The following is a 23,543-nucleotide window of genomic DNA, read 5'->3' as shown; positions in this document are numbered from 1 at the left end:
CGTCATCCCGTCAGATGCTGCGCGAGCAGGAAGCCGGAACCGCCGCCCAGTCCGGATCCTGGATGGGTCGAAGCTCCGATCAGATAAAGACCTTCGACATCGGTCTTGTGGTTGACGCTATGCTTGAACGGCCGCCACAGAAACGCTTGATCGATGGTGGAAGAGCCGCCGTAAGGATCGCCGCCAACCAGATTGATATTCATAGCTTCGATATCAGCGGGCGAATAGGCTCGACGTGCTATTATGGATTCCTGGAATCCGTCGATATGCGCGGCAAGCATAGCCTCCACCCGATCGGCATAGGCCTCGCGCAGGCTCTCGGTCCACCGTCCGTCTTCCGGCGAACCCAGCAAGCCGGCCGCATCGCCCTTGATGAAGCGGGGCGCCTCCGGCATTTGCAGCCACAAGATGGCCTTGCCGGGCGGGCAGCGCGACGGGTCAAGCACATGCGGTTGCTGAACGCAGATCGTCGGCAGTTCCGGGAGCATACCGCGCAGGGCTTCGTTGCAAGCCTTGGAAACCCCGTCGATGCCGGCGGTGAGATGCACCAAAGCAGCCTGGGCCAGTTCGGCGTTCTTCCAGGCCGGCATCCGATCGAGTGCATAGTGCATCTGGAAATTGCCCTTGCCGTGGCGATAGTTCGCGACCGCGTCCGGCTCGTTCATGACCTGGGCGCCACCAAGCAGCCTTTCATACAGCTGGGTCGGCGTCATCGAGCAGATGACCCCTTTCGCAGCGGAAAACTCCGCGCCCGAGGCAATGCGTACTCCCGTGGCGCGACCTCCCGTCCTGATCACGCTCACCACGTCTGCCTGCGTCCTGATCGTTCCGCTGCGCTCCGCGATCAGCTTCGAGAAGGCAGAGAGCAGCCTGCCCGCCCCGCCCTTGACGATCGGCGAGCCGCCAGCCTCCAGCGAGAATCCGATCACCTTGCCTATCTGGCCAGAAAAAGCATCCTCGGGACCAAGACCAGCATGAAGCGACCACGGGGCCCACAAAGCCCTGGCGACATCGGAGCGGTAGCTTGACTCGAGCCAGGAACGGGCTGGCGTCAGTGCATTGCCCATCACGGCTTTGAGCCCGAGAGGCCCGCGCCGCCAGGCCTCCGTCAGCAGCAGCTTGAGTGTCGCGAAGCTCCACAGGCGTCCGCCCAGAAGGCCGAACAGCAAAGCGGCATCCTTCTCGATTCCTTCCATGTCCCGACGATAATTCGCGCCATCGCCCGCGGCGAGCGCGTCCAGAGCCTGGACATTGTCATCCCGGTCGCGCCGGATGACCAGATGCCGGCCGTCGGGTAGGACCACCGCATGCGGGGTATCAGTGTTGCAGAACTCGACGCCAAGGCGCTCAATATCTGCTCCTAGCACGGAATAAGCGGGGCCGGTCACAAACAGGATGAAGGTCGTTGCCATCACGTCGTGGACGAAGCCCGGCGCGGTAATCTCGTCGCTGCGCATGCAGCCGCCGATGCGGTCATTGCGTTCCAGTACCAGCACGCGCTGTCCCTTGCCGCCCAGCATGGCGGCGCAGACCAGCGCGTTGATACCGCTACCCACGACGATGTAATCAAAGCTGGTGTTCAAGGTCGAACGCTCCCAATGATATCGCCTAACCTGCCGCCACTGCGAAAAGCGCATATCAGGCGAGCGACACTTCGCTTTGTCCGCGAAGGTCCATGTGGACGAGCGTATTGTCCAATCTTCCGATGCCGTCCGCCGATACTACAACGCGATCCCCCTCGCCCATGAAGACCGGCGGTTCACGCGCATTTCCGATGCCGGCCGGCGTACCCGTGAGCAGCACATCGCCCGGATACAGCGTCATGCCGAACGAGAGTTCGGCGATCAGTTCGTCGATAGGGAAAGCCATTTGCCTGGTCGACGCATGTTGAACGCGTTGGCCGTTGAGATGGCACTCGATCCAGAGGTCCTCGAAGCGAATTTCGTCCAGCGTGACGAGGGTCGGCCCCAGCGGCATCGTACCGTCGATGCTTTTGCCCTTAAACCACTGTCCGCCATGCCGGCGCTGCAAGTCACGCTGGCTGACGTCGTTGGCCAAGGTGATGCCGAAGATATGGTCGAGCGCCCGTGCACGCGGGATGCTGCGCCCGCCCTTGCCTATGACAATGGCAATTTCGGCTTCATAGTCCCATTTTGCGGAGATCCCGGGGTCATAAGCGATTGGGTCGTAAGGGCCGATGACTGTCGAAGGGCTCTTTGTGAAGAAGGTCGGTGCTTTGGGACGGTCCACATCCTGGCCTTCGCGCTTACCCTTGCTTTCCTCGAAATGGTCCCAGTAGTTCCAGCCGCAGCACAGCACGTCACGGCGGAAGCGCGTGATCGGCGCGGCGAAGGTGAAGTCATCGACGCGCGCCCGCGACGCGTCGGCCAGCGCCGCCTTCGCGCCCGCCAGTCCCTGGGCACCCATTTCAATGATGCCAACGACGTCCGGAGCGACATCCTCCAGAAGCACAGCCTCGCCGTCATCGATGAGTGCCGGCAGGACGCGATCCTTGTGCCGAATGGATGCAAACCGCATTGAGGATCAACTCCGACTAGTAAAGTACAGCGATGGCGCTGATCTCGATCAGATATTCGGGCTTCACCATCTTGCTGACCTCAACCATTGTCGACGCAGGGGCCTCGTTCGGAAAATATTCGCGGCGCACCTTATGGATCGCGTCAAAATGCTCGATGTTGCGGACATAGACGTCTACCCGGCAGATGTCCTCCAGCGTGCCGCCGGCCTCCTCCACGGCCGCCTTGACGTTATCGAGAACCTGGCGCGTCTGGATCGAAACGTCGCCGATGCCTGCGATTGTGCCGTCTGCCTTGCGGGCGGTCATGCCGGATATGAACAGAAGCTTGCCCTTGGCTTCCGTGATGCTGGCTTGCGAAAAATGGCCGTTCGGAACTGCCAGCTTGCTGGATGTGATGGATTTCTTGGGCATGTCGGCCTCGCTAGGTTGGAATGGAAAACGGAAATGGCACGTTGGCTCGCTGAGCCGCCTGCTCAAGGGCACGCAGCGTCGCCGGATCAACCGGACAGTCCCTTTCGGCGAGCCGCCGCGCATTGTTGGCGGGATCGCCCGGCGCCATGACTGGAGAAGCCGGGTCAACCGGGCGCGAGGTCCGGATGCGCTGCACCACCTCGCCGACCAGTCCCTCGAAAGACGCAGGCGAACGGAAGGCACCGACCTGAATTGCAAGGAAGAAATGCGCGCAGTCATAGGGCTGGCCTGGATCGCCATACAAAGGCTTGATCGCGGAGCCGACGCCGCCGGACGAAAGGCCGCCAGTAAGCAGATCAATCATCACCGCCAGTCCAAAGCCTTTCGGGCCAGCCGCGGGCAGCAGCATTCCTTCGATGGCGGCGGCGGGATCGGTTGTGGGAACGCCGTTCTTGTCGGTTGCCCAGTCCCCGGGAATGGCGCGGCCGGCTGCGGCGGCGATTCTGATCTTGCCCATCGCGGCGGCACTCAGCGCCATGTCGAGGACGACTGGCTCGTCCGGAGCAGGCACCGCGATTGCCAGCGGGTTGTTGCCTACGAGTGGCTCGGAGCCGCCAATACCCGGCATCAGCGGACGCGTGTTGGAGAGGACGATGCCGATGCAGCCTGCCCGAGCGAGTTCGCTCGCCCAATGCCCGGCTGTGCCGAAGTGGAAGCCACGCCTGACCGCGGCCGCCCCGAGGCCGTGCTCGCGGGCGCCTTCCAGCGCTAGAGCGATTGCCGTTCGCGAGGTCAGCTGCCCTAGCCCGTTTTCCGCGTCGACGACGGCAACGCCGCCCTTGCGTGAGACCACCTGGCCTTGTGACCTGGCATCAACCGAGCCCGCCTCTAGCCGCGACAGATACATCGGCACGAGCAGGACGCCATGGGACGGGACACCCTCCTGATCCGCCAACACAAGGCATTGCGATACGTAGCGGGCATCGTCGGGCCGTACGCCCTTCGTGGCGAAGAGCGACGCCGCGAACGCGACGAGATCGGCGACAGGCACCCGGTGCTTGGTCATCGTGCGTCCTGCTCGTCCGTGTACCAGTCCGGCATCTTCGGATAATGAGGGCCGTCATAGATTTCCACGACGACCGTCTCTTCATGAGCGAGTGTTGGGCCGTGCACATTGCCCTTGGGATTGAGGTAGAAGGAGCCCGCCCTCAGCGTCACGCCGGTCGACGTGTATTCGTAATGCCCAGACAGGCAGAACATCATTTGGTTCGACGCGTGCATGTGCGGCGAAGGGATGCTGGCGCCCTTGGCGAATTTGATAAGGGCAACAGAGGCGCCGGTCGCCTCATCGCGCCAGAGCATCTTCTCAAAAACACCAGGCAACGACTTCGCCCGCCATTCCATCTCGTTGGTGTTCACGAGCAGTTCTTCGAGTGAAGGCATGCCGTTTGGCGTGCCTGGAATGGTTGCGTCAGAACTCGCCATTTGCTGTTTCCGTCATTCGTTTGTTTTGCGGGATCACCTAGACGGCGGCCTTCGGCTGATCGAGGAGTTCGACCAGGACATTTCGATAGTGGAAGGTGCTCGTATTGCGCAGTTGGTGCGGCTCGCCCGGCTGCCGGTAAAGCGCCTGCCCCGGCTGCTCATGCGTGTTCACGACGCGGCCGCTGACAAACTCCATCACGTTCTCGCCTGCCGTGATCGGGATGACGAGGTAGGTGTGGTGATGTTCATGCCAGCGCTGGAGTTGGCCCGGAGCCAATTCCAGGCTCCATACCCGGACCTGGCTGTTCTCAAAGATGATCTTATCCCCGATCGGACCAAGCTCGAGACCATCCGGCGCTAACGTCATTACAAAAGTCCCAGCTTCGTCATAGGTTGAATGCCACGGCATCGTCGTGCCCTGAATTGGATATACGACAGGCCACGCAGGCCATTCGATGCCGGCGTCCGGACAATTTGTTGCGCAATGCGCATTCATTCGCATTGCGGCCGGCGCAACCAACAAGCCACGCGGCTGCATTGATACCCGGCCTGTTCGATGGCTAAATCGTGCCAAACAGGTGGCAGAGGTCGCGCATGTATCCAAGCCGATTCGATTACATCAAAGTGGCAAGCTTCTCGGAAGCATCGGCTGCGCTGATAGACGGGGGGCCCGACGCCAAGTTGATGGCTGGCGGCCAGACTCTGATTCCGATGATGAAGCTCCGGCTTCTCGCGCCCAAACTCCTTATCGATCTCAGCGGCATCCAAGGTGCAGACGAGGTGACGCTCGGCGACAACCTGATCGAGATTGGCGCGCTCACGCGACATGCGGTTGCCGGCAAGTCAGAGGCGGCCAAGACCTTTCCCATCATTCAGGACTGCGCGCTGGGCATCGCCGACGCCCAGGTCCGCAACATGGGCACCATCGGCGGGAGTATCGCCGAGGCTGATCCCTGCGCCTGCTGGCCGGCCTTGCTGACGACCCTCGATGCCGTAGCACTCTGCGAGGGCTCCGAGGGTACCCGCGTGCAGCCGATCCGCACTCTTCTGGCTGACGCCTATACGCCCGCGCTCGCCATGGGCGAGATCATTACGCGCATTGCTATTCCGCGTGAATCGCTCGACGGGTTCGGGACCTTCGTTGCCTTCAAGCGCTCGGCGCCGGCATATCCGACCGCCAGCTGCGCCCTGCAGGTCAATCTGGATGGCGACATTGTCCGTTCGCTGAGAATCGGATTCGGTTGCCTGGGTCTCACCGCCCTGCCGTTCGACGCGGCCAACGAATTCGCCGCCGGCAAGGTGTTCGACGAGGCACTTGCAAAGCGGATCGGCGACGCGGCATCACAATTCGTTGAGCCGCTTTCCGACAACAAGGGCTCGGAAACCTACAAGCGCAATCTGGCACGCGGTCTTGTCATTCGCGCGTTCGACGTCATCGCACGCCGGCGAGCCGGCATCGAGGTCAGGGATACCCACCACTATTATGGATAGTCCGCACGCCATGAACACGCACAAGAAGACAATCCGGCTCACGGTCAATGGCAAGGCCATCGAAGCGCAAGTCGAGCCCCGGATGCTGCTGGTCGAATTCCTCCGGCATTCCCTCGAACTGACCGGCACCCACATCGGCTGTGACACCAGCTATTGTGGAGCATGCACGGTTCTCCTGGACGGGCGCGCGGCCAAATCCTGCACGTTGTTGGCTGTCCAGGCCGACGGCAAGGCGGTTCGTACCGTGGAGGGACTAGCCGCCAAGGACGGCACACTCAGCATCCTCCAGAAGTGCTTTTCGGAAAATCACGCGCTGCAATGCGGCTTTTGTACGCCCGGCTTCCTGATTTCGGCCACCTCGCTGCTCGCCGAGAATCCCAGCCCTGATGAAACGGCCGTTCGCAAGGGTCTCGCCGGCAACACGTGCCGCTGCACGGGCTACACGCCAATAGTCGATGCAGTACTCGCTGCATCCCAGATGGGAAAGAACTAGCAATGAACGTTAATCTGAACGGGCAGTTCGAGGCCGCAGCCGATCCCGAAGCAGTCTATGACTTCATAACCGACCCGGACAAGTTCGCGCCGATCCTCCCCTACTTCAAGGGGCTCACCAAGACGTCCGAAACCGAATTCACAGTGACACTGGAAGTCGGCGTGCCACAGATTCGCGGAAAATCAGATGTCCAGACCAAGCGAATCGGCGCCGAGCGCCCGAAGTTCGTCAAATATCAATTGAGTGGGCGTCATGCGCTGGGCATAATGGACGCTAAGATGATGTTTGAGATCGAGCCGCTGGGCGGCGGCAGCCGCGTCAACTGGACGGTCGAAGCGATCGTTAGCGGCAAACTCGCCTCGTTGGCGCAAGGCATCCTCATCCCTTTGGCGAATCGGCAAATCAAATCGCTCGCCCAGGCTGCCCAAAACGCGCTCGGCGGACCTCTAGGCGGCAAGGCCGCTGTCCAGCCTGGTTTGGTTGCGAGGGGCGCAGCGTCGTTCAAGGATTTCTTCGGCGGCAAAACCACCGGGTAACCAGCGACTACCAGCCGAATTGCAGAGGCAGGAGAAAACACTGAAGTCGACGAGGAGCACAGGCGCAAAGTCCGATATCTCCCTTGAGAGCAAGACGTCGCGGGAGTTCAAAGATGAACGCATCGATTATCTGTATCGAGCCTACAGGCTCGGCACGATGCGCGCGGCCAGCGAGTCGTTGGACATTGCCCCTTCCTCGATCAGTCGGCACATAGCCAGCCTCGAGGAAGAACTCGGGATCGAGCTTATCGAGCGAGGGCGTCACGTCGTGCGCCTCACGGCGGCCGGTGCGCGTGTTCTGGAATACTACCGCGATCGAGCTTCACAGCGAGAGACTCTGCTCACGGAACTTGACGACCTGAAGGGCCTGCGCAGCGGCCATCTCGACGTGGCGATCGGGACTGGACTGTTGCGGACGATCTTCGCCGAGGCGCTGGCAAGTTTTTCGAAACGTTATTCTCAGATCTCGATTTCGGTTCGCAGCCTGTCTTCGCGGGAAATCATCCCGCTGGTGGCTGAGGATGAATGCTATTTTGGTGTCGTCATGGGGCCGACCGGTGACCCGAGGGTGCGCGTGATCAGCTCTTTCTCACAGCCCACCTGCCTGATCTGCCGGCCTGAACATGAGCTGGCGGGGCGCCCCAGCATTTCGTTGGATGAGCTCGCCGGCCACAGGATTATCCTTCCCGACATCGGGTTCCGCGTTCGTCAACAGCTAGCCGAAATTCAGGAACAGACGGGCCGCCGGATACCCGTTGTGATGACAAGCAATTCGATCCAGACGATCCTCGACTGCGTGGTTGCCAATCTCGGCGCGACTGTGCTCTCGGTAACGTCGGTGCCAGAGCATCTGACCAAAAGCGACCTTGTCGCCGTGCCCATCGATGACCCCCTGTTGCAGGCGAGTCGTGTGCAGATCATCAAACGCAACGGTCGCCGTCTGCCGGCGAGTGCGCTCGCCCTGATCGAAACGCTCGAACACCTGCTACGCAATGCCACCCCTTGACCTGCGATCTACCCCTGGGTTCGCTTCGGAGCATGATGTCCTGGATTATCCCTATGATCGGGGCGACGAATGTGGCCGTAGAGCGGGCGATTCCAGCAGGCAGGTAGCTTCGAGAAGCCCCTCCTCAAATTGGTGGTTCAGCCGCGATGCAGCCCTGCCCTATGTCTAGCAAACCCTCTCGGAGCGCTTATCGAGCAGGTTCTATTCCCAAATTGGTGGCCTTCCAGGCAGGCCGAGCTTGATGCGCTGGAATTCGGCGTAACTCTCGGCAGCCGCTTGAGCTTTGAATGAATGCCGCGTTACTTTCCCATCTTCGACGACCTGGACAATCCATTGACTGTCGACATTTTTTAATCTGACGTCATTCGGTTCTCCGGCAACCATATTCATCGTCCGCTTTGGCTATTAAGGTTGAGCAACGACATTAGAAATTCCAAGCTGCCGTTCTGCGAACAAATTGAATGCAGAACCCTCGATGCAGGCGACCATCGAGCGTCTGAGCGAGGGCGGTCCATGACTGCTGCGGCCCCCTATCATCCGGATCGAAGACCAATTGATTTCAAAGGGACTGAGCTGGTAGGCCGGTCAGAGTGGTCCTGATTTCACGGAAACCGGGTCGGACAGGGCGGATACTTGCGTCAGTAGGCGCGGTTTTCGCAAGAATCAGGAGTTCGGCTCAAGGGCAAACCTCAAGCCGAACCATATCAGCCCATCACTTTGCTGGCTCTTTCGGGCTCCAGAGGACCGTCTCCGCACCCTTCTCATAGGCCATGCCCGTGGGATAGCTGATCGCTTCCAACTGCAATCCCCAAGGTGTTTGAAAATAGATAATGGTCTGGCCGGCCGCGGGACCCTCTTTGACAGGCAGCGGCCCGAGGCGCGTCGCTACGCCTTTGGCCTGCAGATAGGCCTTCACGGCCGCGACGTCGTCTACGTAGAAAGCTATGTGGAAGCCCCCGATATCACTGTTCTTGGCATGCAGGTCCTTCTGGTCCGGTGCCGTGTATTTGAACAGCTCGATATTCGATCCATAGCCGCAGCGCAGTTGCGTGATCTGATCGATAACCGCTTTCGGGTCAACGCCGGCCAGATCCTGCATGAAGGTGCCCTTGTCATCGGAAAACGGGCCGAACGACATCGCCTTCTTGCAGCCGACCACCTCTGTGAAGAAGTCGACTGCCTGCTTCATGTCGGGAACCGTGATGCCAGTGTGATCGTGCCCGCGCATGCCGGGCATTGAATCCGCCGAAGCCACTGCCATCGAGCCAAACAAGCCGATGGCAAACATCGTGCCGGCGATTGCTTTTTTCATATTACCCCTCCGTTAGCGGGCCTACTCGTTATGGCGCACTTCCGAAGCCCGCTGTTCGGCGTGCGGCTGGATATCATGCCCGGGCCTCCGCCAGCGGGTGCAGCCAGTCCGGGTCGATTTCTGGCAGCGGAATGGCGGCCAGCAGGTCGCGCGTGTAGGCTTCTTTCGGACTTTCGAACAAAGCGTCGGTGGCGCTGGCTTCGACGATCACGCCCTCGCGCATGACGATGACTTGCCGGCACAGCCGCCGGATGACTGACAGATCGTGGCTGATGAAGGCGACGGTGAGGCCCATTTCCGCCGCAAGCTTCTCCAGAAGGGTGAGGATCTGCGCCTGCGTCGAGACGTCGAGCCCGGAGACGATCTCGTCGGCCAGCACGAATTTCGGCGACAGCGCCAGCGCGCGCGCAATGCCGACGCGCTGGCGCTGGCCGCCCGACAGTTCGTGGCGGTAGCGGCTGGCGAAGCTCTGTGGCAGGCCGACACGCTGCAGCGCTTCTGCGACTCGCGCCTTCAGATTGTCGCCGAGGCCATTCTGCTTCAGCGGCGCGGCGATGATGCTGGCAATGGTTCGGCGCGGGTTGAGCGACGACATCGGATCCTGGAAGATCATCTGCAGATTGCGCCGCAGCGGCCTGAGTTCCGCCTCAGGCAGATGGGTGATATCCAGGCCATCGAAGCTGATGCTGCCGGCGCTGGGCTCCAAAAGACGCACCAAAGCGCGGCCGAGCGTCGATTTGCCCGATCCGGATTCGCCGACGATGCCGGTCACCGATCCCTTGGGCAGATCGAAGTCCAGGCCCTTTAAGATCTCAGCCAGCGGCGCGCGACCGATCAGCGGCTTGCGCGTCATGTCGGGCAGGGCGACCTTCAGCCCGCGCACGGAAAACAGCGGCTCAGCCATGCGGTCGCCTCCAGGCCTGGTCGGTGGCGGCGATCTCGGCGGCAAGCCCGGCCAGCACCGCCTGGTCCACCGGCTTCAGCGAGGCAAAGGGATCGGTGTAGCGCGGCGTGGCGGCCATCAGCGCCCGCGTATAGGGGTGTTGCGGCGCGGCGAACAGCGCCGCCGTTTCGGCCTCTTCCACCACCTTGCCGGCATAGAGCACCGAGACCTTCTGGCTGATCTTGGCGACGACGCCGAGATCGTGGGTGACGAACAGGATGGCCGTGCCGTGGTCGCGCTGCAGCTGCGCGATCAGCCGCAGGATCTGCTTCTGCACGGTGACGTCGAGTGCAGTCGTCGGCTCGTCGGCGACGATCAGCCGTGGCTCCGCGGCAAAGGCGGCGGCGATCAGCACGCGCTGCCGCATACCGCCGGAAAGCTCGTGCGGATAGCTCTTCAGCACGCGGTCGGGGTCGCGGATCTGCACCTCGTCCAGCAACTGGCGAATGCGGGTATCGGCCCTTTCGCCACTCCAGCCCAGGATGCGCACCAGCCGGTCGGTCATCTGCGAGCCGATGCGGCGCGATGGGTTGAGAGCGGTCAGCGGATCCTGCGGGATCAACGCCGTGCGCGCCCCGATCAGCGTGCGCCGTGCCTTTGGCTGAAGCTTGCCGAGGTCTTCGCCCTCGAGCAGCATGTCGCCCTCGACAATGCGCACGCTCGACGGCAATACGCCGAGCACCGCCTTGCCGATCATCGTCTTGCCGGCGCCGCTCTCGCCGACCAGCGCGCGGACCTCGCCGGGCTGGACGGAGAGCGAGACCGAGCGCAGCACGCGCTGGCCGTTCGGCAACACGGCGCTCAGATTGGCGATGTCGAGGCAAGCGTTCATCGCAGCACCGGATCGAAGCGCGTCTTCAGCGCCTCGCCAAACTGGCTGAACGACAGCACGGTCAGGATCAGCGTGATCAGCGGGAACACCAGCACCCACCAGGCCTGGTGAATGGAAAGCCGGCCCTCGGCGATGATGCCGCCCCAGGTCGGATCGTCGGTCGAGATCGACAAATTGACGAAGGACAGGATCGCTTCGACGATGACGGCGATGCCCATTTCCAGCGACAGCAGCGCTACGATCGAAGGCACCACATTGGGCAGCACTTCGCGCAGCATGATGCCTATGCGGCCATAGCCGGCGATGCGAGCATTCTCGACATAGTCCATGCGCGACTGGCCCATCGCCTCGGCGCGGATCACCCGGCAGAAACGCGTCCAGTCGATGATCGCAATGGCAAGGATGACGGAGCTCAAGCCCGTGCCCAGCACCGCCACCAGCAGAATGGCGAACAGCACCGGCGGAAACGCCATCCAGATGTCGACGATGCGCGAAATGATGCGGTCCGCCCAGCCGCCGAAATAGCCTGCGATCAGCCCGAGCGTCGAGCCGACGAGGCAGGCGGCGATGGCTGCGGCAAAGGCGACGATGAAGGCGATGCGGCCGCCGAAGATCAGGCGCGAGAGCAGGTCACGGCCGAGGCTGTCGGTGCCCAGCCAATAGCCGGGCTCGGCGCCATCGAGCCAGAAGGGCGGCAGCCGCTCCAGCATCAAATCCTGCGCCAGCGGATCCTGCGGCGCCACCAGCGGCGCGAAGATCGCCGCCAGCAGCGCCAAAAGCAGCCAACCGCCGGCAAGCCACAGTCGCGGCGACACACCTCGCCTTCGTGCGCGACCCTCATCCATGGCGCAGCCTCGGATTGAGCAGCGCATACATCATATCGACGCTGAGATTGATCAGCACGAACAGCAGCGCGAAGACCAGCACGATGCCCTGGATCAGCGGCAGGTCGCGGTTGATGACCGCATCGATCGCCATATTGCCGAGCCCTTCATAGGAAAACAGCCGCTCCACAATGACGGTACCGCCAATGAGGAAGGTGAACTGCACGCCGACCAGGGTCAGCGTCGGCAGTGCTGCGTTCTTCAGCGCCTCGCGCAGGATGACCTGCGTTTCCGAAAAGCCTTTGACCCGCGCCAGCGTCACGTAGTCGAGCGTGATCACCTCCTTGAGCGACATCTTCAGCAATTGCGAAATGATTGCCGCCAGTGGCAGCGCCAGCGCCAGCGCTGGCAGGACCATGTGGCCCATCAGATCTCGCGTTACGTCGAAGCGCAGCCGCACGATGCTCTCGATCAGATAGAATTGCGTCGAAAACTGTAGATTGAGGTCCGGCGAGACTCGGCCCGATATATGGAAGATGGGGGCCAGAACGCCGAACAGCAGGATCAGCACCAGCCCCCACAAGAAATCAGGAATGGACAGCACGGCGCCGTTGGCGACGTCGATCGCCCCCTCCGCGGCGGTGCCCTGCTCACGCGTGCCAAGGACAGCGAGCGGCACGCCGATCAGTAGCGCGATCAGCAGCGCAAACGTCGACAGCTCAAGCGTCGCCGGGAGCCTGGCGAGCACCAGCGTCATGACATCCTGGCGTAACGAGATCGATGTGCCGAAGTCGCCATGCCACACGCTGGAGACCCAGATGAAGTACTGCTCCACCAACGACCTGTCCAAACCGTAGAAGGCGCGCAGGCGATCAATGTCGGCTTGGGTGGCTCCGGGCGGGAGCATCATGGCGATCGGGTCGCCGGGAGCGACGCGGATAATGACGAAGACCACGACTGAAACGCCCAGAAGTGTGACGGCGATCGTTAGCAACCTTAGAACCAGTCGGTTCAGGATCATATTGTGAAGTCCGGAGAGGTGACAAGGATATGGCTGTTTCAGAAGTGCCAAGCATAGCCGAGCGGATTGCCCCCCGATTGGGGGGCATTCCAGTCGGCACGAAAACTCATGACGTCGGCGGCTTAAGCCGCCGGCGTCATGAGCGCTGGGAGGAGCGCGCCGGAAACATGCGGTACGACATTCACCTTTTTCGAATGAATGATCGGCTGGGCGTATTGGATCAACGGCAGCACATAAGCCTGTTCGGCGATGTACTTGTCGACCGCCTTCCAGCCGGCGATGCGCTTTGCCTCGTCCATCTCGCCCCACAGCGGCCCGATCTTCGCATCGAGATCATCGGTCTTCCATGACGAGCCCGGGCTCGGGCCGAACATGGCGAAACCGGTCGAGCTAGACGGATCGCCCATCGAATTGCCCCAGTTGTAGAAAGCGGCAGTCGCCAGCTTATGCGCGGCCCGCAGTTCGAAATGCTTGGCGACTTCGTAGACTTCGATCGTCGCCTCGATGCCGACCTTGCGCCACATGCCGACGATCGCCTGGATCATTTCATAGTCTTTCGGCTTGAAGCCCTTCGTTGTCTGAATGACGAATTTCGCCGGCTTTTCGGTGGAATAGCCTGAAGCCGCGAGCAGTTCCTTTGCCTTTTGCGGGTTGTGTTCCACCTTGATGGACGGATCGAACCCCAGGTATTCCGGCGTCTGCAACGTATCGAGCGGCCGTCCGTAGCCGCGCAGCAGGCGGTCGACCAGCAGCTTCTTGTCGACGGCCATCACCGCCGCCTGGCGGACGTTCCTGTCCAGCATGGCGTCTTTGTTGTTGAAGAAAACCATCCCGATGTCGGAGACATTCTTGCACGAGCCCGCAAGATTGCCTGCGGCCATCAGTCGGTCATACTCCTCATAGGGAATTTCGAGTGTCACCTGCGAGGACCCGGATTCGATCTCAGCCACCCGACTTGCCGTGTCGGTCACGAACCGAATTGTGACATCTTCGAAAGCTGGCTTGCCGCCCCAGTAGTGAGGGTTCGCCTTCAGCCGCACGAAAGCGTTGCGCTCGAACTTGTCGACCATATACGGGCCGGTTCCGATCGGCTTTGCCTCGAAGCCTTCCGGTCCGACCTTCTGATAGTAAGCCTTCGGAAGCACATAACCGGTCAGGAACGACATCCACTTGAAGTACGTTGGGTCAAACGTCACCACGTCGCCGGTGACCTTGTTGCCGTCGGTCTTGAAGTTTGTGACCGTCTTCCAGATCGACTGGATCGGGTTGCCTGTCTCGTCCTTACCGGCGCGGTCGAGCGACCAGGCAAGGTCCTCGGCGGTAAAGGGCGACCCGTCGTGCCAGGTCACCCCGTCACGCACGGTCATCATGACCTTCTTGCGGTCATCGCTCCAGCCCCACTGCGTGATCAGCCCCTTGTCGAGCGACAGGTCGGGCTTCTGCAGGATGATCTGGTCGAACACAGATTGATAGAGACCCTGGATGGTCGGGTTGACGGACGACGGACCGGCTGTCGGATCCCAGGAGGGAAGGTTCACGTTATAAGCGATCGTGAGGTCGCTTGACTGGGCTCGAACAAGGTTCGGCATACCTAGCGTCGCTGCACTGAGCGCACCTGCGCCGTAGCCGAGTACTTTTCGTCTGTTGATTAGCATCTTGGTTCCCCTGTCATTATTGCGTACCGAAGCAGCCTTCCGATATCGCGCCCTGTCTGATGAGACCGTGGCCAAGGCCATGCCACACGCTGCTTTTTCGGCAATCTTAGTTGTTCCAAGGGGTCGGACAATGCGGCTGGAAAACTTGGTCTTTGCGTTGAATGCAACAACCATCGGCCTCGTCGGGAGCGCTCCCGCTCACTTTCCGGCGAGTTTTTGGGCCAGCAGGAAGCCGGATCCGGCGCCAACACCTGCTCCCGGCCAGACGGACGCGCCGACCAGATGAAGATTGCGGAACGGGGTGCTGCCGTTGGCACGGCCTGCTGCAGGACGAAAAAGAAAGTTCTGCGCCAGATGGTGGCTACCGCCCAGCCCGTCGCCCCCGACTAGGTTGACATTCATTGCCTGCAGGTCGAGCGGCGAAAAGACCGCGCGCGCCTTTATGCTTTCCGTAAACCCAGGTGCGTGCTTTTCAATGATGGAAACGACGCGGTCCGCGTAAGCTTCCTTGGCCAAACGCCAGTCGCGCGAATCGATAGTGCCGGCTTCGTCGCCCTCTATGATCTTAGGAAGCATGCGCACCTGAATCCAAAGGATATGATTGCCTTCGGGAGCCCGGCCGGGGTCGATCGCGGTCGTCTGGCCGACCACGAGCACCGGCTCCGCCGGCATGATGCCGGCGACCGCCTGCTGGTAGACCCGCGCCATTTGGTCAAGCGAGGGTGCGATGTGCACGTAGGCAAAACGGCGAAGCTCCTCGCTGGCGCGCCAATTCGGGAGGTCCTTCGTCGCCAGATGGACCATCAGGGTGCTTGGCGCATGTCTGAATTTGCTCATGGCTTGGTCGAAGCCGGCATCGCCTGAACTGCCGCCGAGCAATCCAAGCAGCGCGGAAGGCGTGACGCCGGCGATGACGACCTTGGAGGCGATCACCTGTTCGCCGGATGCAAGCACAACGCCGGTCGCGCGATTGCCGTTGGTGCTGATCGTCGCGACATCGGCATTGGTATGGATGACGCCTCCCGTCGAGGTGATCAGCGTTTCCATCGCCTTGATCATCGTGTCGGCGCCGCCTTTGCCCAACACCAATCCAAAAGCCTGGCTGGCCATGGATTCCAGATAAGGGAAAATCGCTCCACCCGGAATGTCTGGAGCAAAATCCAGATGCATGCCCCAGGCGGCCATGGTCGCGCGCACTTCCGGGCTTTCGAAGGTTTGATCCAGCCACTCACGAGAGGAGGAGAGCAGGAACCGCAACATCTCGAGCGAACCTCGCACTCCCTTGGCGCGCCAAATTGCCCACGCCGTTGCCGTCAGCCCGCAGGCCGTCATTGGCGATCCAAGCAGGCGTAGGAGCGGCCCAGAGTCTTTCACAAACCGCTCGGCGAGCCAGCGCCATTGTTCGGCATCGCGGTGCGAGAGATTTGCGAGCCGTGATAGATTCCGGTCTAGGTCGCTGCTGACGCCGAACCACTTGTCATTCGGGAAAACGCTGGCGAAGCAATCCTTTGCCGGCGCAAAGTCAAGACCTGCCACGGTGAGCTTCTCCTGATAGGCGCGGTGAAAGGCAGAACCGGCGAAAAGGTTCAGGTTCATCGCGCCGAGATCGTGCCGATAGCCCGGAAGTGTGAGTTCCTCGGTCCGCACCGCGCCGCCGCAGACTGCGTTGCGCTCGAACACCCCAACCTTCCAGCCGCGTTGCGCGAGATGCGCCGCACAGGCCAGCGCGTTGTGGCCGCCGCCTACGAGGATTGCGTCAAAGCTCGTCATTCCTGTCCTCCTTGCGGCAAACGCACATTGCCCATCCCTCTCACGGCCAACTTTGGCTCGTTGATCGCGAGTTTCACCGCGTTGATTGGAACGCCTGCCGCAAAGGCGTCCTTCGACGCAAATCTTGGGAAGGTCCCGTTCAGGACAGCCGAGATGCGGAGTCGCTAGCCGGCCCAGTCGGTGATCCTGGCGACAAGGTCGGCATAAACGCATTCGGCATCTAGCCGGATCGAGACGTCGTGATCTTCCCAACGACGGCAGGCCGTTAGGCCCGCAAAGTATTCCGCCGGTCGTCGAACCCATGAACACGCATTGGCAGATTTTCTGACGCTGCGGACGGCCATCCGCTGATCCCGGCCTTCGCTGCCCTTAAGTCGATATCGGGCTGTCCAATATTAGTCGATGAATCCGGTCGGCGGCACATCATGAACTCCGAGACGCGGCTGACGCCTGAGCCTGCGCTGTCCCGAAGTTGACCGCCATCTTGTCCGATTGCGCCTCGATCATTCTCCGCCGTTTTCGAGGAGATATGCGTTCACCGTGTCTTCCGTGCGTCGGTTGTGGGCATGAAGAAGATCCAGCGTTTTCGTGAGGTCTCGGTCCAAGGCTGCCTTCATGATGGCTTCATGCTCCATCATGCCGTCACGGATCGTTCCCTCCAGGGTTACCGAAAGCGCGATGTAGCGTTCGATATGGTCGAACACAGAAGCCGTAAGCTGCAGCAACGTTGGCGATCCGCATCCGGAAACGAGGGCGCTGTGGAATGACCGGTGTGCTGCGCTCCACTCACCCTCCATGGTCGTTTCGGAGGCCTTGCGCAGGCTGGCGAGGCGATGAAACGCGCCCACCAGCTTGACCTCCCATTCGATCGATCCGTGTTCAAGCGCCCAAGTCACGGCGGTCACGTCGAGGGCCGTGCGGACGCGCGCGACATCGTCAAAATGAGCCTTAGATAGGGGCGCCACGCGAAATCCCCTGTTGGCCTCGAATACCACCAAGCCTTCAGCAACGAGCTGCATCAAAGCTTCCCGAAGCGGACTCGCTCCGAAGCCAAAACGTGCCTTTAGTTCATCGAGTACCAGCCGCGAACCAGGCTTCAACACACAGCGTATTATGTTGCCGCGCAACAAATCGACCAGTTGGTCGGACCCAAGATCGTCTCTAAACGCCATGGGCACCGACTTCATTGTTGCGGGCTTTCGTGCTGTTCAATCGCGCAGACCGCTGATCCACTGCCACCAACGGCAGCCGTACGCTTGCGCACAACAGCGCTCCCGACGTGGGATGAGATGAGGTCGTAAAGTTCGCTCGGGGAATAATGCGAGCACTGGACGACAATTCCATTGCTGGCAAGGGCATCCTGAAGCGCGGACGACAGTGCATGCAGCGCACAGCCGCCGCCCTCCCCCATGCCCTTGGCGCCGTTGTACGTGAATGGTGAGGGCGACTCCATGTTGCCCAGCTTGACCCGCGGCATGTTCATGATGGTGATAGGCGTATAATCGCTGAAAGTGGCCGTAAGCAGGTTGCCGTTTTCATCGTAGCGCAAGCTTTCCATCAGCGCCGCCCCAATGCCGTGGGCGATGGCGCCGTTGACCTGCCCCCTCACGATCGTATGGTTTATCACTCGTCCGCAATCGTCCATCGCCGCATAGTCCAGGATACGCACGGCCGACGTCAATTCGTCAATCTCGACGACCACGATATGCAGCTGGGCGGCATAGGTCAGCGTCAGGTTGCCGTATTTTCGATCCAGGTCAGGGATCTCGAAGGGCGGACGGTAGACGTGCTTGCAGGCGAGCGTGAGGTGCCCTGCTTCCTTCGGCAGCGTACCGCCTTCCAGGTAGAGGCGCGCCCACAATTGCCCGAATGTGAGCGCGGTCGACCCGTCTTCTGTCATCACCACCGGCTGGCCGTCGATGGTCCCGACCTTAAGTCCGGCGGCATCATTGCCCGTCACGATCGAAGCAAGCTCGACCAGTTCGGCCCTCAGCTTGTCCACCGCGCCATGCACGGCCGACAGCGAGCTGACCACGAACTGGCTCGCATAGGTGCCCGAAAAAGGCGTGTGAACGTCGCGCTGCGTGTCAAATCCGCTTTCGACATGAACGAATTCGAGTGGGATGCCCAGTTCGGCGGCCACCACCTGCGCCGCCACCGTTTCGTGGCTTTGGCCTTGCGGCACCGACCCCATCGCCACGTTCACCATACCCCCACCGTCAATTCGGACCCCTGCTCCTTCTGAATTGCCCGAGAAGGGCGAATAGGGCGTGATGATCTTGGACTGGCCGAAATTGTTGGTGCCGGAATCGAGCGTCGTCCCGATACCGATGCCGATCAGCTTGCCCTCGGCGCGCATCGTCTTCTGCTTCGCACGCCATTCGTCCCATCCGACAAGCGCCTTGGCGGATTCCAGCATTTTCCCATAGTCGCCGCTGTCGTAGACGCAGCCGTTGGGCGTCGTCCAAGGCATTTCAGGAACGTAATTGCGCCGACGAATCTCATCGGCAGGGATACCGAGCTGATGACCGCAGATGTCCACCACGCGCTCAAGGAACCAGATATGCTGCATGCGCGAGTAACCGCGATTGGAGCCGGTGGGACATTTGTTGGTGGACACCTGGCTGAAATCGATGCGCAGGTTCTGGAGTCGATAGTTGCCTGGCGCGACCTGGGACCAGATCACGCCGCCCAACGGCTCATAGCGCGGATAGGCACCACCGTCGTCTATATGCGTCGAGTCGATAGCAAGGATGACGCCGTTTTCGTCGAGCGCAACGCGTGTGTTCAGAAAAGTACGGTCGCTGCCATGTGAGCTGCTGACGAGATGCTCGCTGCGTGTCTCCGCCCACTTCACCGACCGACCGCCAACCTTGCGCGAGGCGATCGCCGCTAAGGTCATGTAAGTGAAGATGCCCTGCCTAACACCGAAGGCCCCGCCGATATCGCGCGTCCTGATACGGATCTTCTCGGGCGGCAGCCCCAGGACAGGTGCAATGTATTGCTGCGTGATTCCGGGTTGCATCAGGCCGGTCAGAAAATCGACGCCGTCATCCCGATCCCAGCGGGCAATCACGCCGCAGCATTCGAGCGGCGTGCTCGAGAAACGATGGAAATACAGCTTGTCAATCTCGACGACGTGGGCCGCTGAAGCAAACGCTCCATCGACGTCACCCCAGTCGAATTTCCCACCCCAGACCAGATTCGTACCGGATTCCTTATGTATCACCACATTGTCGGCAATCGCATCTTCGACGTCGATGACCACTGGCAGTGGCTCGTATTCGATATGCACCAACTCGCCTGCATCGACCCCAATTTCGGGTGAGCGCGCGACGATGCAAACCACGGGCTCGCCTTGGAATCTCACCTTTTCGACAGCAATGCCATAGTCGATGATCGGCCCAAGCGGACCTTGCGAAAACTCCTGGTACGGGACCGTCAGCGCCTTGACGTCTTCGCCCGTGAAGGCGGTAACCACACCTTCCACAGCTAGCGCAGCCGAAAGGTCAATCGAAATAATATTCGCGTGCGCGTAAGGTGATCGTACAAAAACAAGATGAAGATGACTTACCGAATGATCATCGTCAACGAAGCGTCCAGTGCCCCTGACCAGCCGTGCATCTTCGCGCCGCTCAAAACTATTCATCAACTACACCATTGCCTTGCCAATTCGGACCATGCCGAAGCCATTTGGGGATCGAGGCCAAGGTCGACGATATCAGCGTGTCATAGCAAATTATGTGAGTCAACCACGATCTGAGCTGTTTTCTCCAATTTTATAAATCATCGATGGTTTTCCATATTGACGTTAAAATGAGGAAGTGGTCCTGTGCGCGAAAGTGCAAGCTGGAGTATCGGCATGACCGAGTCAGAATTACCTGTCATCGTTGTCGGCGGCGGGCCGGTCGGGCTGCTGACGGCGCTTGGGCTGCGCCATTACGGCGTTCCCGTGCGCGTATTCGAAGCTAGCGCAGGTCCCTCGACCATGACGAAGGCTGGAACGATCCTGCCTCGGACACTCGAAATCATGCGGCGCTATGGGGCCGTGAACAATATCGTCGGCGCAGCCATCCGCGTCGAGGAGATAGGCGAGCTCAAGCGCAGCACCGGCGAGTTGACCTTGTCCCTGCGAACGGGACTAGTCGATGCCGAAACCCGCTTTCCATTCTTCGCAAACCTGCCACAGCACCAATTGGAACCGCTGCTGACAAAGACGCTGACCGAGCGGGCGGGCCCGCAGGTTATCTCATACGACCACAAACTGATCGAGTATCGGCAGGATGCTGACGGCGTGGTTGCGACCTTCCAAACCGAGGCAGGTTTGGTCGAGGTCAGGAGCGCTTATCTCCTGGCCTGCGACGGTGGGCGCAGCACGGCACGGGCACAAATGGGCGTAGAGGTCGAAGGCACATCCCTCGATCTGCGATATACGCTCATTGACCTCGACCTCGACCTCGATGTCTCCAATCCAAGGGACTACCCCTATCTCACCTATTTCTCCGATCCGAAGGAGTGGATGATCCTTGTGCGCCAGCCACATGGTTGGCGCTTCATCTTTCCGGCAGCACAGGAGGCGCCCCAGCCGACGCCCGAGGATCTGAAGGCACGTGTCGTCCAGTTCATCGGCAACGTCGACAGAGCGGTCATTCTGGAAAGCGCAAATTACCGTGTGCATCATCGGGTCGCGACGAGCTGGCGCGACGGTCGGGTCTTCCTGATGGGTGATGCCGCCCACCTGCTGACGCCGATGTGGGCACTCGGCCTGAACACTGGCGCCACCGACGCGCACAACCTGCCTTGGCGCCTCGCCTGGGTACACAAGGGTCTTGCGCCTGAGTCGCTGCTCGACGGCTACGAGCAGGAGCAGAAGACTATCGCCGTCAAGGGCGCTGGCGAAATGGCGGAAGCGGCGCGGCATCTTATGGATGCCAGGGGCGATGCCACTGACGTGATGTCCGGCTCGGACTGGGCCAATGTATATACGCGTTCATTGCTTGGCATGCGCCTCGACGTCAACGGCACCGGCTCGTGGTCGATGGCCTGCACCGAGCTTGCCCCCGCATGCATCGGCGAGCGGCTCCCCGACTTCCGCCTGCAGGGTCCGGACGGCCAATCGATGCGGGCGCATGATCTGATCGATGGGAACTTCCTCGCGCTCCATTTCTGCGATGCCCGCCGCCGGCTGGACATGCCCGCCGATGATGGTGAGCGCCTTCGCCATTTCGCGGTTTCGCGTTGGGACATCCCCGCGTCAGACCCTCTGCGCGCCCGCATGCTGCTTGATATCGGCGACGCATTCCGCGCGCGGCTGGGGGTTGGAGACGGGTCCGTGGTGCTCGTCCGGCCGGACGACCATATCGTCCTGATCTGCAGCGAGGGTACCTTTCGCGACGAAGCAGCGAACGCCATGCCCGCCCGCCCGCTGCAGAAGGATTAGGAAAGCATGGCTATCGTACTGGACACGCATACCCATCTCGTACCGGTGCAATCGCGCCATCTCTCGGGCGTGCGAGGCATCGAATGGGATGCGGCGACCGAAAAACTGCTGATCGACGGCAAGACGATCGGCATGAAGCAGCTTTTCCAGCCCTCGGCGCTCATCGACTGGATGGACCGGTTCTCCGTTGGCCATGCCTGGGTCTCGCCGCCGCCGCCGTTGTACAGGCCGCATCTGGACGCTGGAGCGGCCGGCGAATGGGCGCGCGCTCTGACGGCAGGCCTTGACGAAATCGTCGAGCCCTTGGGGAACCGGCTCTTATCGGTCTGTTTCCTACCGATCGAGCATCCGTGCGAGGCCGAGCGTATCGCAGCCGAGAGGTTGGCGGCTGGCAACAAGCTCTTCACTGCCTCGACGGGCGGCCCGGGCGTCTTCCTCTCCCAGGCCGAGTATGACGGTTTGTGGCGCGTCCTGTCAGACGGTGGCGCGCTGCTCTTCCTCCATCCCGGCGAGAGTCACGACCAGCGGCTGGAACCCTTCTACCTTACCAACCTGCTCGGCAACCCGCAGGAAACCGGCATCGCGGTCGCCCACATGGTCTTTTCCGATGTGCTTTCGCGCTTCGATGGCATGACTGTGCTCTTGTCACATGGCGGCGGCACGGTGCCAGCGCTTGCAGGACGATGGGAGCAAGGCTTCCGCACCGACCGGCCTGGCCTCAATACGGGCATCGCCCCGCCGAGCGCTCAGTTGAAGCGCTTCCACGCCGACTGCGTAACCCACTCAAACGCCACGCTGAAAGCTGCCAGGGACGTGTTTGGGGGCGGCAACATTGTCTTCGGTTCAGACTGGCCCTTTCCGATGGGCCTGCTCGAACCGGACACGCAACTTGCTGGCAGCGATCCCGCCGAAATCTTCGGCTCGAACACCCAGAGATTGCTCGACGCTTTCCATTAGGCAAGGGGCTGCCCCCCCACGGCCGCAAGTCGCGCCTCCCCGTTACCGCCCGCACCGCAGCGAGCGACCGCTACGAAAGATCCAGCGTGGTCGACCGACCTCTGCCAGCGCTTTTGACCGTCGGCTTCCCGCGGGCGCCCTTCTGGGCAGCGCCTTCCGGTCCGAACAGCTGGGTCACGAGCTTGTGGAGCGTGCGCATGTGATGCTGGCGCAGCAACACGACCGCTTCCTCGGTATGCCGGTCGAGCGCGGCCTGCACCAAACCCTCATGCTCGGAGATGTCGTCGCGCGGCTGGTCGGTGATACCAACCGAAATGGCAATATAGCGCTCGACCTGGTCGAACAGCCCCGAGTGAAACGATTTTAGAAGTTCCGAGCCGCAGGCCGAGATCAGAGCGGAATGGAAGGCCCGGTGCGCAGTGCGCCAGTCGTCGGACGAACTTGCCGAAGGGACCGCCGTCTTCGAGAAGCGCTTGAGCCGATGCAAGGCGCCAACGAGTGAGGACTCCCACTCCACGCCGCCCTGGTCGATTGACCATCCCAGACAGAGGACCTCGATCTCGGTTCGAACGTTCATCACGTCCATCAGATGATCCTTGGAGATAGGCACGACTCGGAAACCCTTGTTGGGCCGCTCACCTGCGATCGCCCAGGTCCGCTTTAGCATCACAGTTGGGTAAAACGCGAGCAGGCAGCGGCGGCGTCGGATTTTATCCATGATTGCACCATTTACCGACGAAAGCAGCCTCGAAGACAGTCTCACTTCTGCCCAGAGGCAGCGTCGCGTGGAGAACATCTACGTGTGCGATGCGCCTGCCTGGTATTTGT

The 23,543-nt window shown here is 61.1% G+C and carries 22 protein-coding genes; 6 read left to right on the top strand and 16 right to left on the bottom strand.

Annotated features, from left to right (window positions below; translation table 11 throughout):
- Nucleotides 1-2: 2 nt before the first annotated feature.
- The 6 genes from ACLGL5_RS00215 to ACLGL5_RS00190 are packed head-to-tail and all read right to left on the bottom strand — an operon-like array spanning nucleotide 3 to nucleotide 4,973.
- On the bottom strand, nucleotides 3-1,637 hold the full coding sequence (locus ACLGL5_RS00215; RefSeq protein ID WP_051112875.1) for a phytoene desaturase family protein: 1,635 nt from the start codon (nucleotides 1,635-1,637) through the stop codon (nucleotides 3-5).
- A 1-nt stretch (nucleotide 1,638) separates the two neighbouring features.
- The gene (locus tag ACLGL5_RS00210; RefSeq protein ID WP_019863850.1) at nucleotides 1,639-2,538 is read right to left on the bottom strand and encodes a fumarylacetoacetate hydrolase family protein; all 900 of its coding nucleotides are present in this window, start codon (nucleotides 2,536-2,538) and stop codon (nucleotides 1,639-1,641) included.
- Between the two features lie 16 nt (nucleotides 2,539-2,554).
- Nucleotides 2,555-2,950 (bottom strand): RidA family protein, encoded by a 396-nt coding sequence (locus ACLGL5_RS00205; protein ID WP_019863851.1) that lies wholly within the window; start codon nucleotides 2,948-2,950, stop codon nucleotides 2,555-2,557.
- A gap of 10 nt (nucleotides 2,951-2,960) precedes the next feature.
- Complete coding sequence (locus tag ACLGL5_RS00200) at nucleotides 2,961-4,016, bottom strand: Ldh family oxidoreductase (RefSeq protein ID WP_019863852.1); 1,056 nt, start codon at nucleotides 4,014-4,016, stop codon at nucleotides 2,961-2,963.
- On the bottom strand, nucleotides 4,013-4,435 hold the full coding sequence (locus tag ACLGL5_RS00195; RefSeq protein WP_155249190.1) for a cupin domain-containing protein: 423 nt from the start codon (nucleotides 4,433-4,435) through the stop codon (nucleotides 4,013-4,015). The genes ACLGL5_RS00200 and ACLGL5_RS00195 overlap by 4 nt, the downstream gene beginning before the upstream one ends.
- A gap of 37 nt (nucleotides 4,436-4,472) precedes the next feature.
- On the bottom strand, nucleotides 4,473-4,973 hold the full coding sequence (locus tag ACLGL5_RS00190; RefSeq protein WP_494372703.1) for a cupin domain-containing protein: 501 nt from the start codon (nucleotides 4,971-4,973) through the stop codon (nucleotides 4,473-4,475).
- Nucleotides 4,974-5,029: 56 nt separating this feature from the next.
- Between ACLGL5_RS00190 and ACLGL5_RS00185 the strand changes: the two genes are divergently transcribed.
- Genes ACLGL5_RS00185 through ACLGL5_RS00170 form a run of 4 tightly spaced genes read left to right on the top strand, consistent with a single transcriptional unit; the run spans nucleotide 5,030 to nucleotide 7,961 of the window.
- Entirely contained in the window at nucleotides 5,030-5,926 is an 897-nt protein-coding gene (locus ACLGL5_RS00185; RefSeq protein WP_019863855.1) for an FAD binding domain-containing protein, read from the top strand.
- A gap of 10 nt (nucleotides 5,927-5,936) precedes the next feature.
- Nucleotides 5,937-6,419 (top strand): (2Fe-2S)-binding protein, encoded by a 483-nt coding sequence (locus ACLGL5_RS00180; RefSeq protein ID WP_019863856.1) that lies wholly within the window; start codon nucleotides 5,937-5,939, stop codon nucleotides 6,417-6,419.
- Nucleotides 6,420-6,421: 2 nt separating this feature from the next.
- Nucleotides 6,422-6,955 (top strand): SRPBCC family protein, encoded by a 534-nt coding sequence (locus ACLGL5_RS00175; RefSeq protein ID WP_019863857.1) that lies wholly within the window; start codon nucleotides 6,422-6,424, stop codon nucleotides 6,953-6,955.
- Nucleotides 6,956-6,974: 19 nt separating this feature from the next.
- A complete protein-coding gene (locus tag ACLGL5_RS00170) occupies nucleotides 6,975-7,961 on the top strand; it encodes a LysR family transcriptional regulator (protein WP_019863858.1) in 987 nt (328 codons plus the stop codon).
- 712 nt (nucleotides 7,962-8,673) lie between these two features.
- Here the strand turns inward: ACLGL5_RS00170 and ACLGL5_RS00165 are convergent.
- The 9 genes from ACLGL5_RS00165 to ACLGL5_RS00125 form a co-directional block, all read right to left on the bottom strand.
- Nucleotides 8,674-9,273 carry a VOC family protein gene (locus ACLGL5_RS00165; RefSeq protein ID WP_027047898.1) on the bottom strand — a complete coding sequence of 200 codons (600 nt, stop codon included), beginning with the start codon at nucleotides 9,271-9,273 and terminating at the stop codon, nucleotides 8,674-8,676.
- Between the two features lie 73 nt (nucleotides 9,274-9,346).
- Nucleotides 9,347-10,177, bottom strand: a complete 831-nt coding sequence (locus ACLGL5_RS00160) for an ATP-binding cassette domain-containing protein (RefSeq protein WP_019863859.1) — start codon at nucleotides 10,175-10,177, stop codon at nucleotides 9,347-9,349.
- The gene (locus ACLGL5_RS00155; RefSeq protein ID WP_019863860.1) at nucleotides 10,170-11,048 is read right to left on the bottom strand and encodes an ABC transporter ATP-binding protein; all 879 of its coding nucleotides are present in this window, start codon (nucleotides 11,046-11,048) and stop codon (nucleotides 10,170-10,172) included. Before ACLGL5_RS00155 ends, ACLGL5_RS00160 begins: the two co-directional genes overlap by 8 nt.
- On the bottom strand, nucleotides 11,045-11,893 hold the full coding sequence (locus ACLGL5_RS00150) for an ABC transporter permease (protein WP_027047899.1): 849 nt from the start codon (nucleotides 11,891-11,893) through the stop codon (nucleotides 11,045-11,047). Before ACLGL5_RS00150 ends, ACLGL5_RS00155 begins: the two co-directional genes overlap by 4 nt.
- Nucleotides 11,886-12,893, bottom strand: a complete 1,008-nt coding sequence (locus tag ACLGL5_RS00145; protein WP_019863863.1) for an ABC transporter permease — start codon at nucleotides 12,891-12,893, stop codon at nucleotides 11,886-11,888. Before ACLGL5_RS00145 ends, ACLGL5_RS00150 begins: the two co-directional genes overlap by 8 nt.
- 122 nt (nucleotides 12,894-13,015) lie before the next feature.
- Nucleotides 13,016-14,548 (bottom strand): ABC transporter substrate-binding protein, encoded by a 1,533-nt coding sequence (locus ACLGL5_RS00140; RefSeq protein WP_019863864.1) that lies wholly within the window; start codon nucleotides 14,546-14,548, stop codon nucleotides 13,016-13,018.
- Between the two features lie 198 nt (nucleotides 14,549-14,746).
- Nucleotides 14,747-16,318 carry a phytoene desaturase family protein gene (locus ACLGL5_RS00135; protein ID WP_019863866.1) on the bottom strand — a complete coding sequence of 524 codons (1,572 nt, stop codon included), beginning with the start codon at nucleotides 16,316-16,318 and terminating at the stop codon, nucleotides 14,747-14,749.
- A gap of 503 nt (nucleotides 16,319-16,821) precedes the next feature.
- Complete coding sequence (locus ACLGL5_RS00130) at nucleotides 16,822-17,505, bottom strand: FCD domain-containing protein (RefSeq protein WP_019863867.1); 684 nt, start codon at nucleotides 17,503-17,505, stop codon at nucleotides 16,822-16,824.
- Entirely contained in the window at nucleotides 17,502-19,967 is a 2,466-nt protein-coding gene (locus tag ACLGL5_RS00125) for a xanthine dehydrogenase family protein molybdopterin-binding subunit (protein ID WP_080643902.1), read from the bottom strand. Before ACLGL5_RS00125 ends, ACLGL5_RS00130 begins: the two co-directional genes overlap by 4 nt.
- A 213-nt stretch (nucleotides 19,968-20,180) precedes the next feature.
- Here ACLGL5_RS00125 and ACLGL5_RS00120 point away from each other — a divergent pair, with 213 nt between their 5' ends.
- Both ACLGL5_RS00120 and ACLGL5_RS00115 read left to right on the top strand, forming a co-directional pair.
- Entirely contained in the window at nucleotides 20,181-21,758 is a 1,578-nt protein-coding gene (locus tag ACLGL5_RS00120) for an FAD-dependent monooxygenase (protein ID WP_019863869.1), read from the top strand.
- A gap of 6 nt (nucleotides 21,759-21,764) precedes the next feature.
- A complete protein-coding gene (locus tag ACLGL5_RS00115) occupies nucleotides 21,765-22,715 on the top strand; it encodes an amidohydrolase family protein (protein ID WP_019863870.1) in 951 nt (316 codons plus the stop codon).
- Nucleotides 22,716-22,785: 70 nt separating this feature from the next.
- On the opposite strand, the gene ACLGL5_RS00110 is transcribed toward ACLGL5_RS00115, so the two are convergent.
- Nucleotides 22,786-23,301: an FCD domain-containing protein gene (locus ACLGL5_RS00110; RefSeq protein WP_065203650.1), complete on the bottom strand. Its 516-nt coding sequence runs from the start codon at nucleotides 23,299-23,301 to the stop codon at nucleotides 22,786-22,788.
- Nucleotides 23,302-23,543: the final 242 nt, after the last annotated feature.

It is taken from the genome of Mesorhizobium sp. U510, from assembly GCF_059180695.1.
This window is presented reverse-complemented; position numbering and strand designations above follow the sequence as displayed.

Coding starts and splice junctions, on each gene's coding strand:
- ACLGL5_RS00130 (WP_019863867.1), bottom strand. CDS start 17,505: ATGAAGTCGGTGCCCATGGCGTTTAGAGACGATCTTGGGTCCGACCAA.
- ACLGL5_RS00140 (WP_019863864.1), bottom strand. CDS start 14,548: ATGCTAATCAACAGACGAAAAGTACTCGGCTACGGCGCAGGTGCGCTC.
- ACLGL5_RS00150 (WP_027047899.1), bottom strand. CDS start 11,893: ATGGATGAGGGTCGCGCACGAAGGCGAGGTGTGTCGCCGCGACTGTGG.
- ACLGL5_RS00185 (WP_019863855.1), top strand. CDS start 5,030: ATGTATCCAAGCCGATTCGATTACATCAAAGTGGCAAGCTTCTCGGAA.
- ACLGL5_RS00125 (WP_080643902.1), bottom strand. CDS start 19,967: ATGAATAGTTTTGAGCGGCGCGAAGATGCACGGCTGGTCAGGGGCACT.
- ACLGL5_RS00115 (WP_019863870.1), top strand. CDS start 21,765: ATGGCTATCGTACTGGACACGCATACCCATCTCGTACCGGTGCAATCG.
- ACLGL5_RS00200 (WP_019863852.1), bottom strand. CDS start 4,016: ATGACCAAGCACCGGGTGCCTGTCGCCGATCTCGTCGCGTTCGCGGCG.
- ACLGL5_RS00175 (WP_019863857.1), top strand. CDS start 6,422: ATGAACGTTAATCTGAACGGGCAGTTCGAGGCCGCAGCCGATCCCGAA.
- ACLGL5_RS00205 (WP_019863851.1), bottom strand. CDS start 2,950: ATGCCCAAGAAATCCATCACATCCAGCAAGCTGGCAGTTCCGAACGGC.
- ACLGL5_RS00215 (WP_051112875.1), bottom strand. CDS start 1,637: ATGCGCTTTTCGCAGTGGCGGCAGGTTAGGCGATATCATTGGGAGCGT.
- ACLGL5_RS00165 (WP_027047898.1), bottom strand. CDS start 9,273: ATGAAAAAAGCAATCGCCGGCACGATGTTTGCCATCGGCTTGTTTGGC.
- ACLGL5_RS00190 (WP_494372703.1), bottom strand. CDS start 4,973: ATGCAGCCGCGTGGCTTGTTGGTTGCGCCGGCCGCAATGCGAATGAAT.
- ACLGL5_RS00210 (WP_019863850.1), bottom strand. CDS start 2,538: ATGCGGTTTGCATCCATTCGGCACAAGGATCGCGTCCTGCCGGCACTC.
- ACLGL5_RS00160 (WP_019863859.1), bottom strand. CDS start 10,177: ATGGCTGAGCCGCTGTTTTCCGTGCGCGGGCTGAAGGTCGCCCTGCCC.
- ACLGL5_RS00180 (WP_019863856.1), top strand. CDS start 5,937: ATGAACACGCACAAGAAGACAATCCGGCTCACGGTCAATGGCAAGGCC.
- ACLGL5_RS00155 (WP_019863860.1), bottom strand. CDS start 11,048: ATGAACGCTTGCCTCGACATCGCCAATCTGAGCGCCGTGTTGCCGAAC.
- ACLGL5_RS00135 (WP_019863866.1), bottom strand. CDS start 16,318: ATGACGAGCTTTGACGCAATCCTCGTAGGCGGCGGCCACAACGCGCTG.
- ACLGL5_RS00195 (WP_155249190.1), bottom strand. CDS start 4,435: ATGGCGAGTTCTGACGCAACCATTCCAGGCACGCCAAACGGCATGCCT.
- ACLGL5_RS00120 (WP_019863869.1), top strand. CDS start 20,181: ATGACCGAGTCAGAATTACCTGTCATCGTTGTCGGCGGCGGGCCGGTC.
- ACLGL5_RS00145 (WP_019863863.1), bottom strand. CDS start 12,893: ATGATCCTGAACCGACTGGTTCTAAGGTTGCTAACGATCGCCGTCACA.
- ACLGL5_RS00110 (WP_065203650.1), bottom strand. CDS start 23,301: ATGGACGTGATGAACGTTCGAACCGAGATCGAGGTCCTCTGTCTGGGA.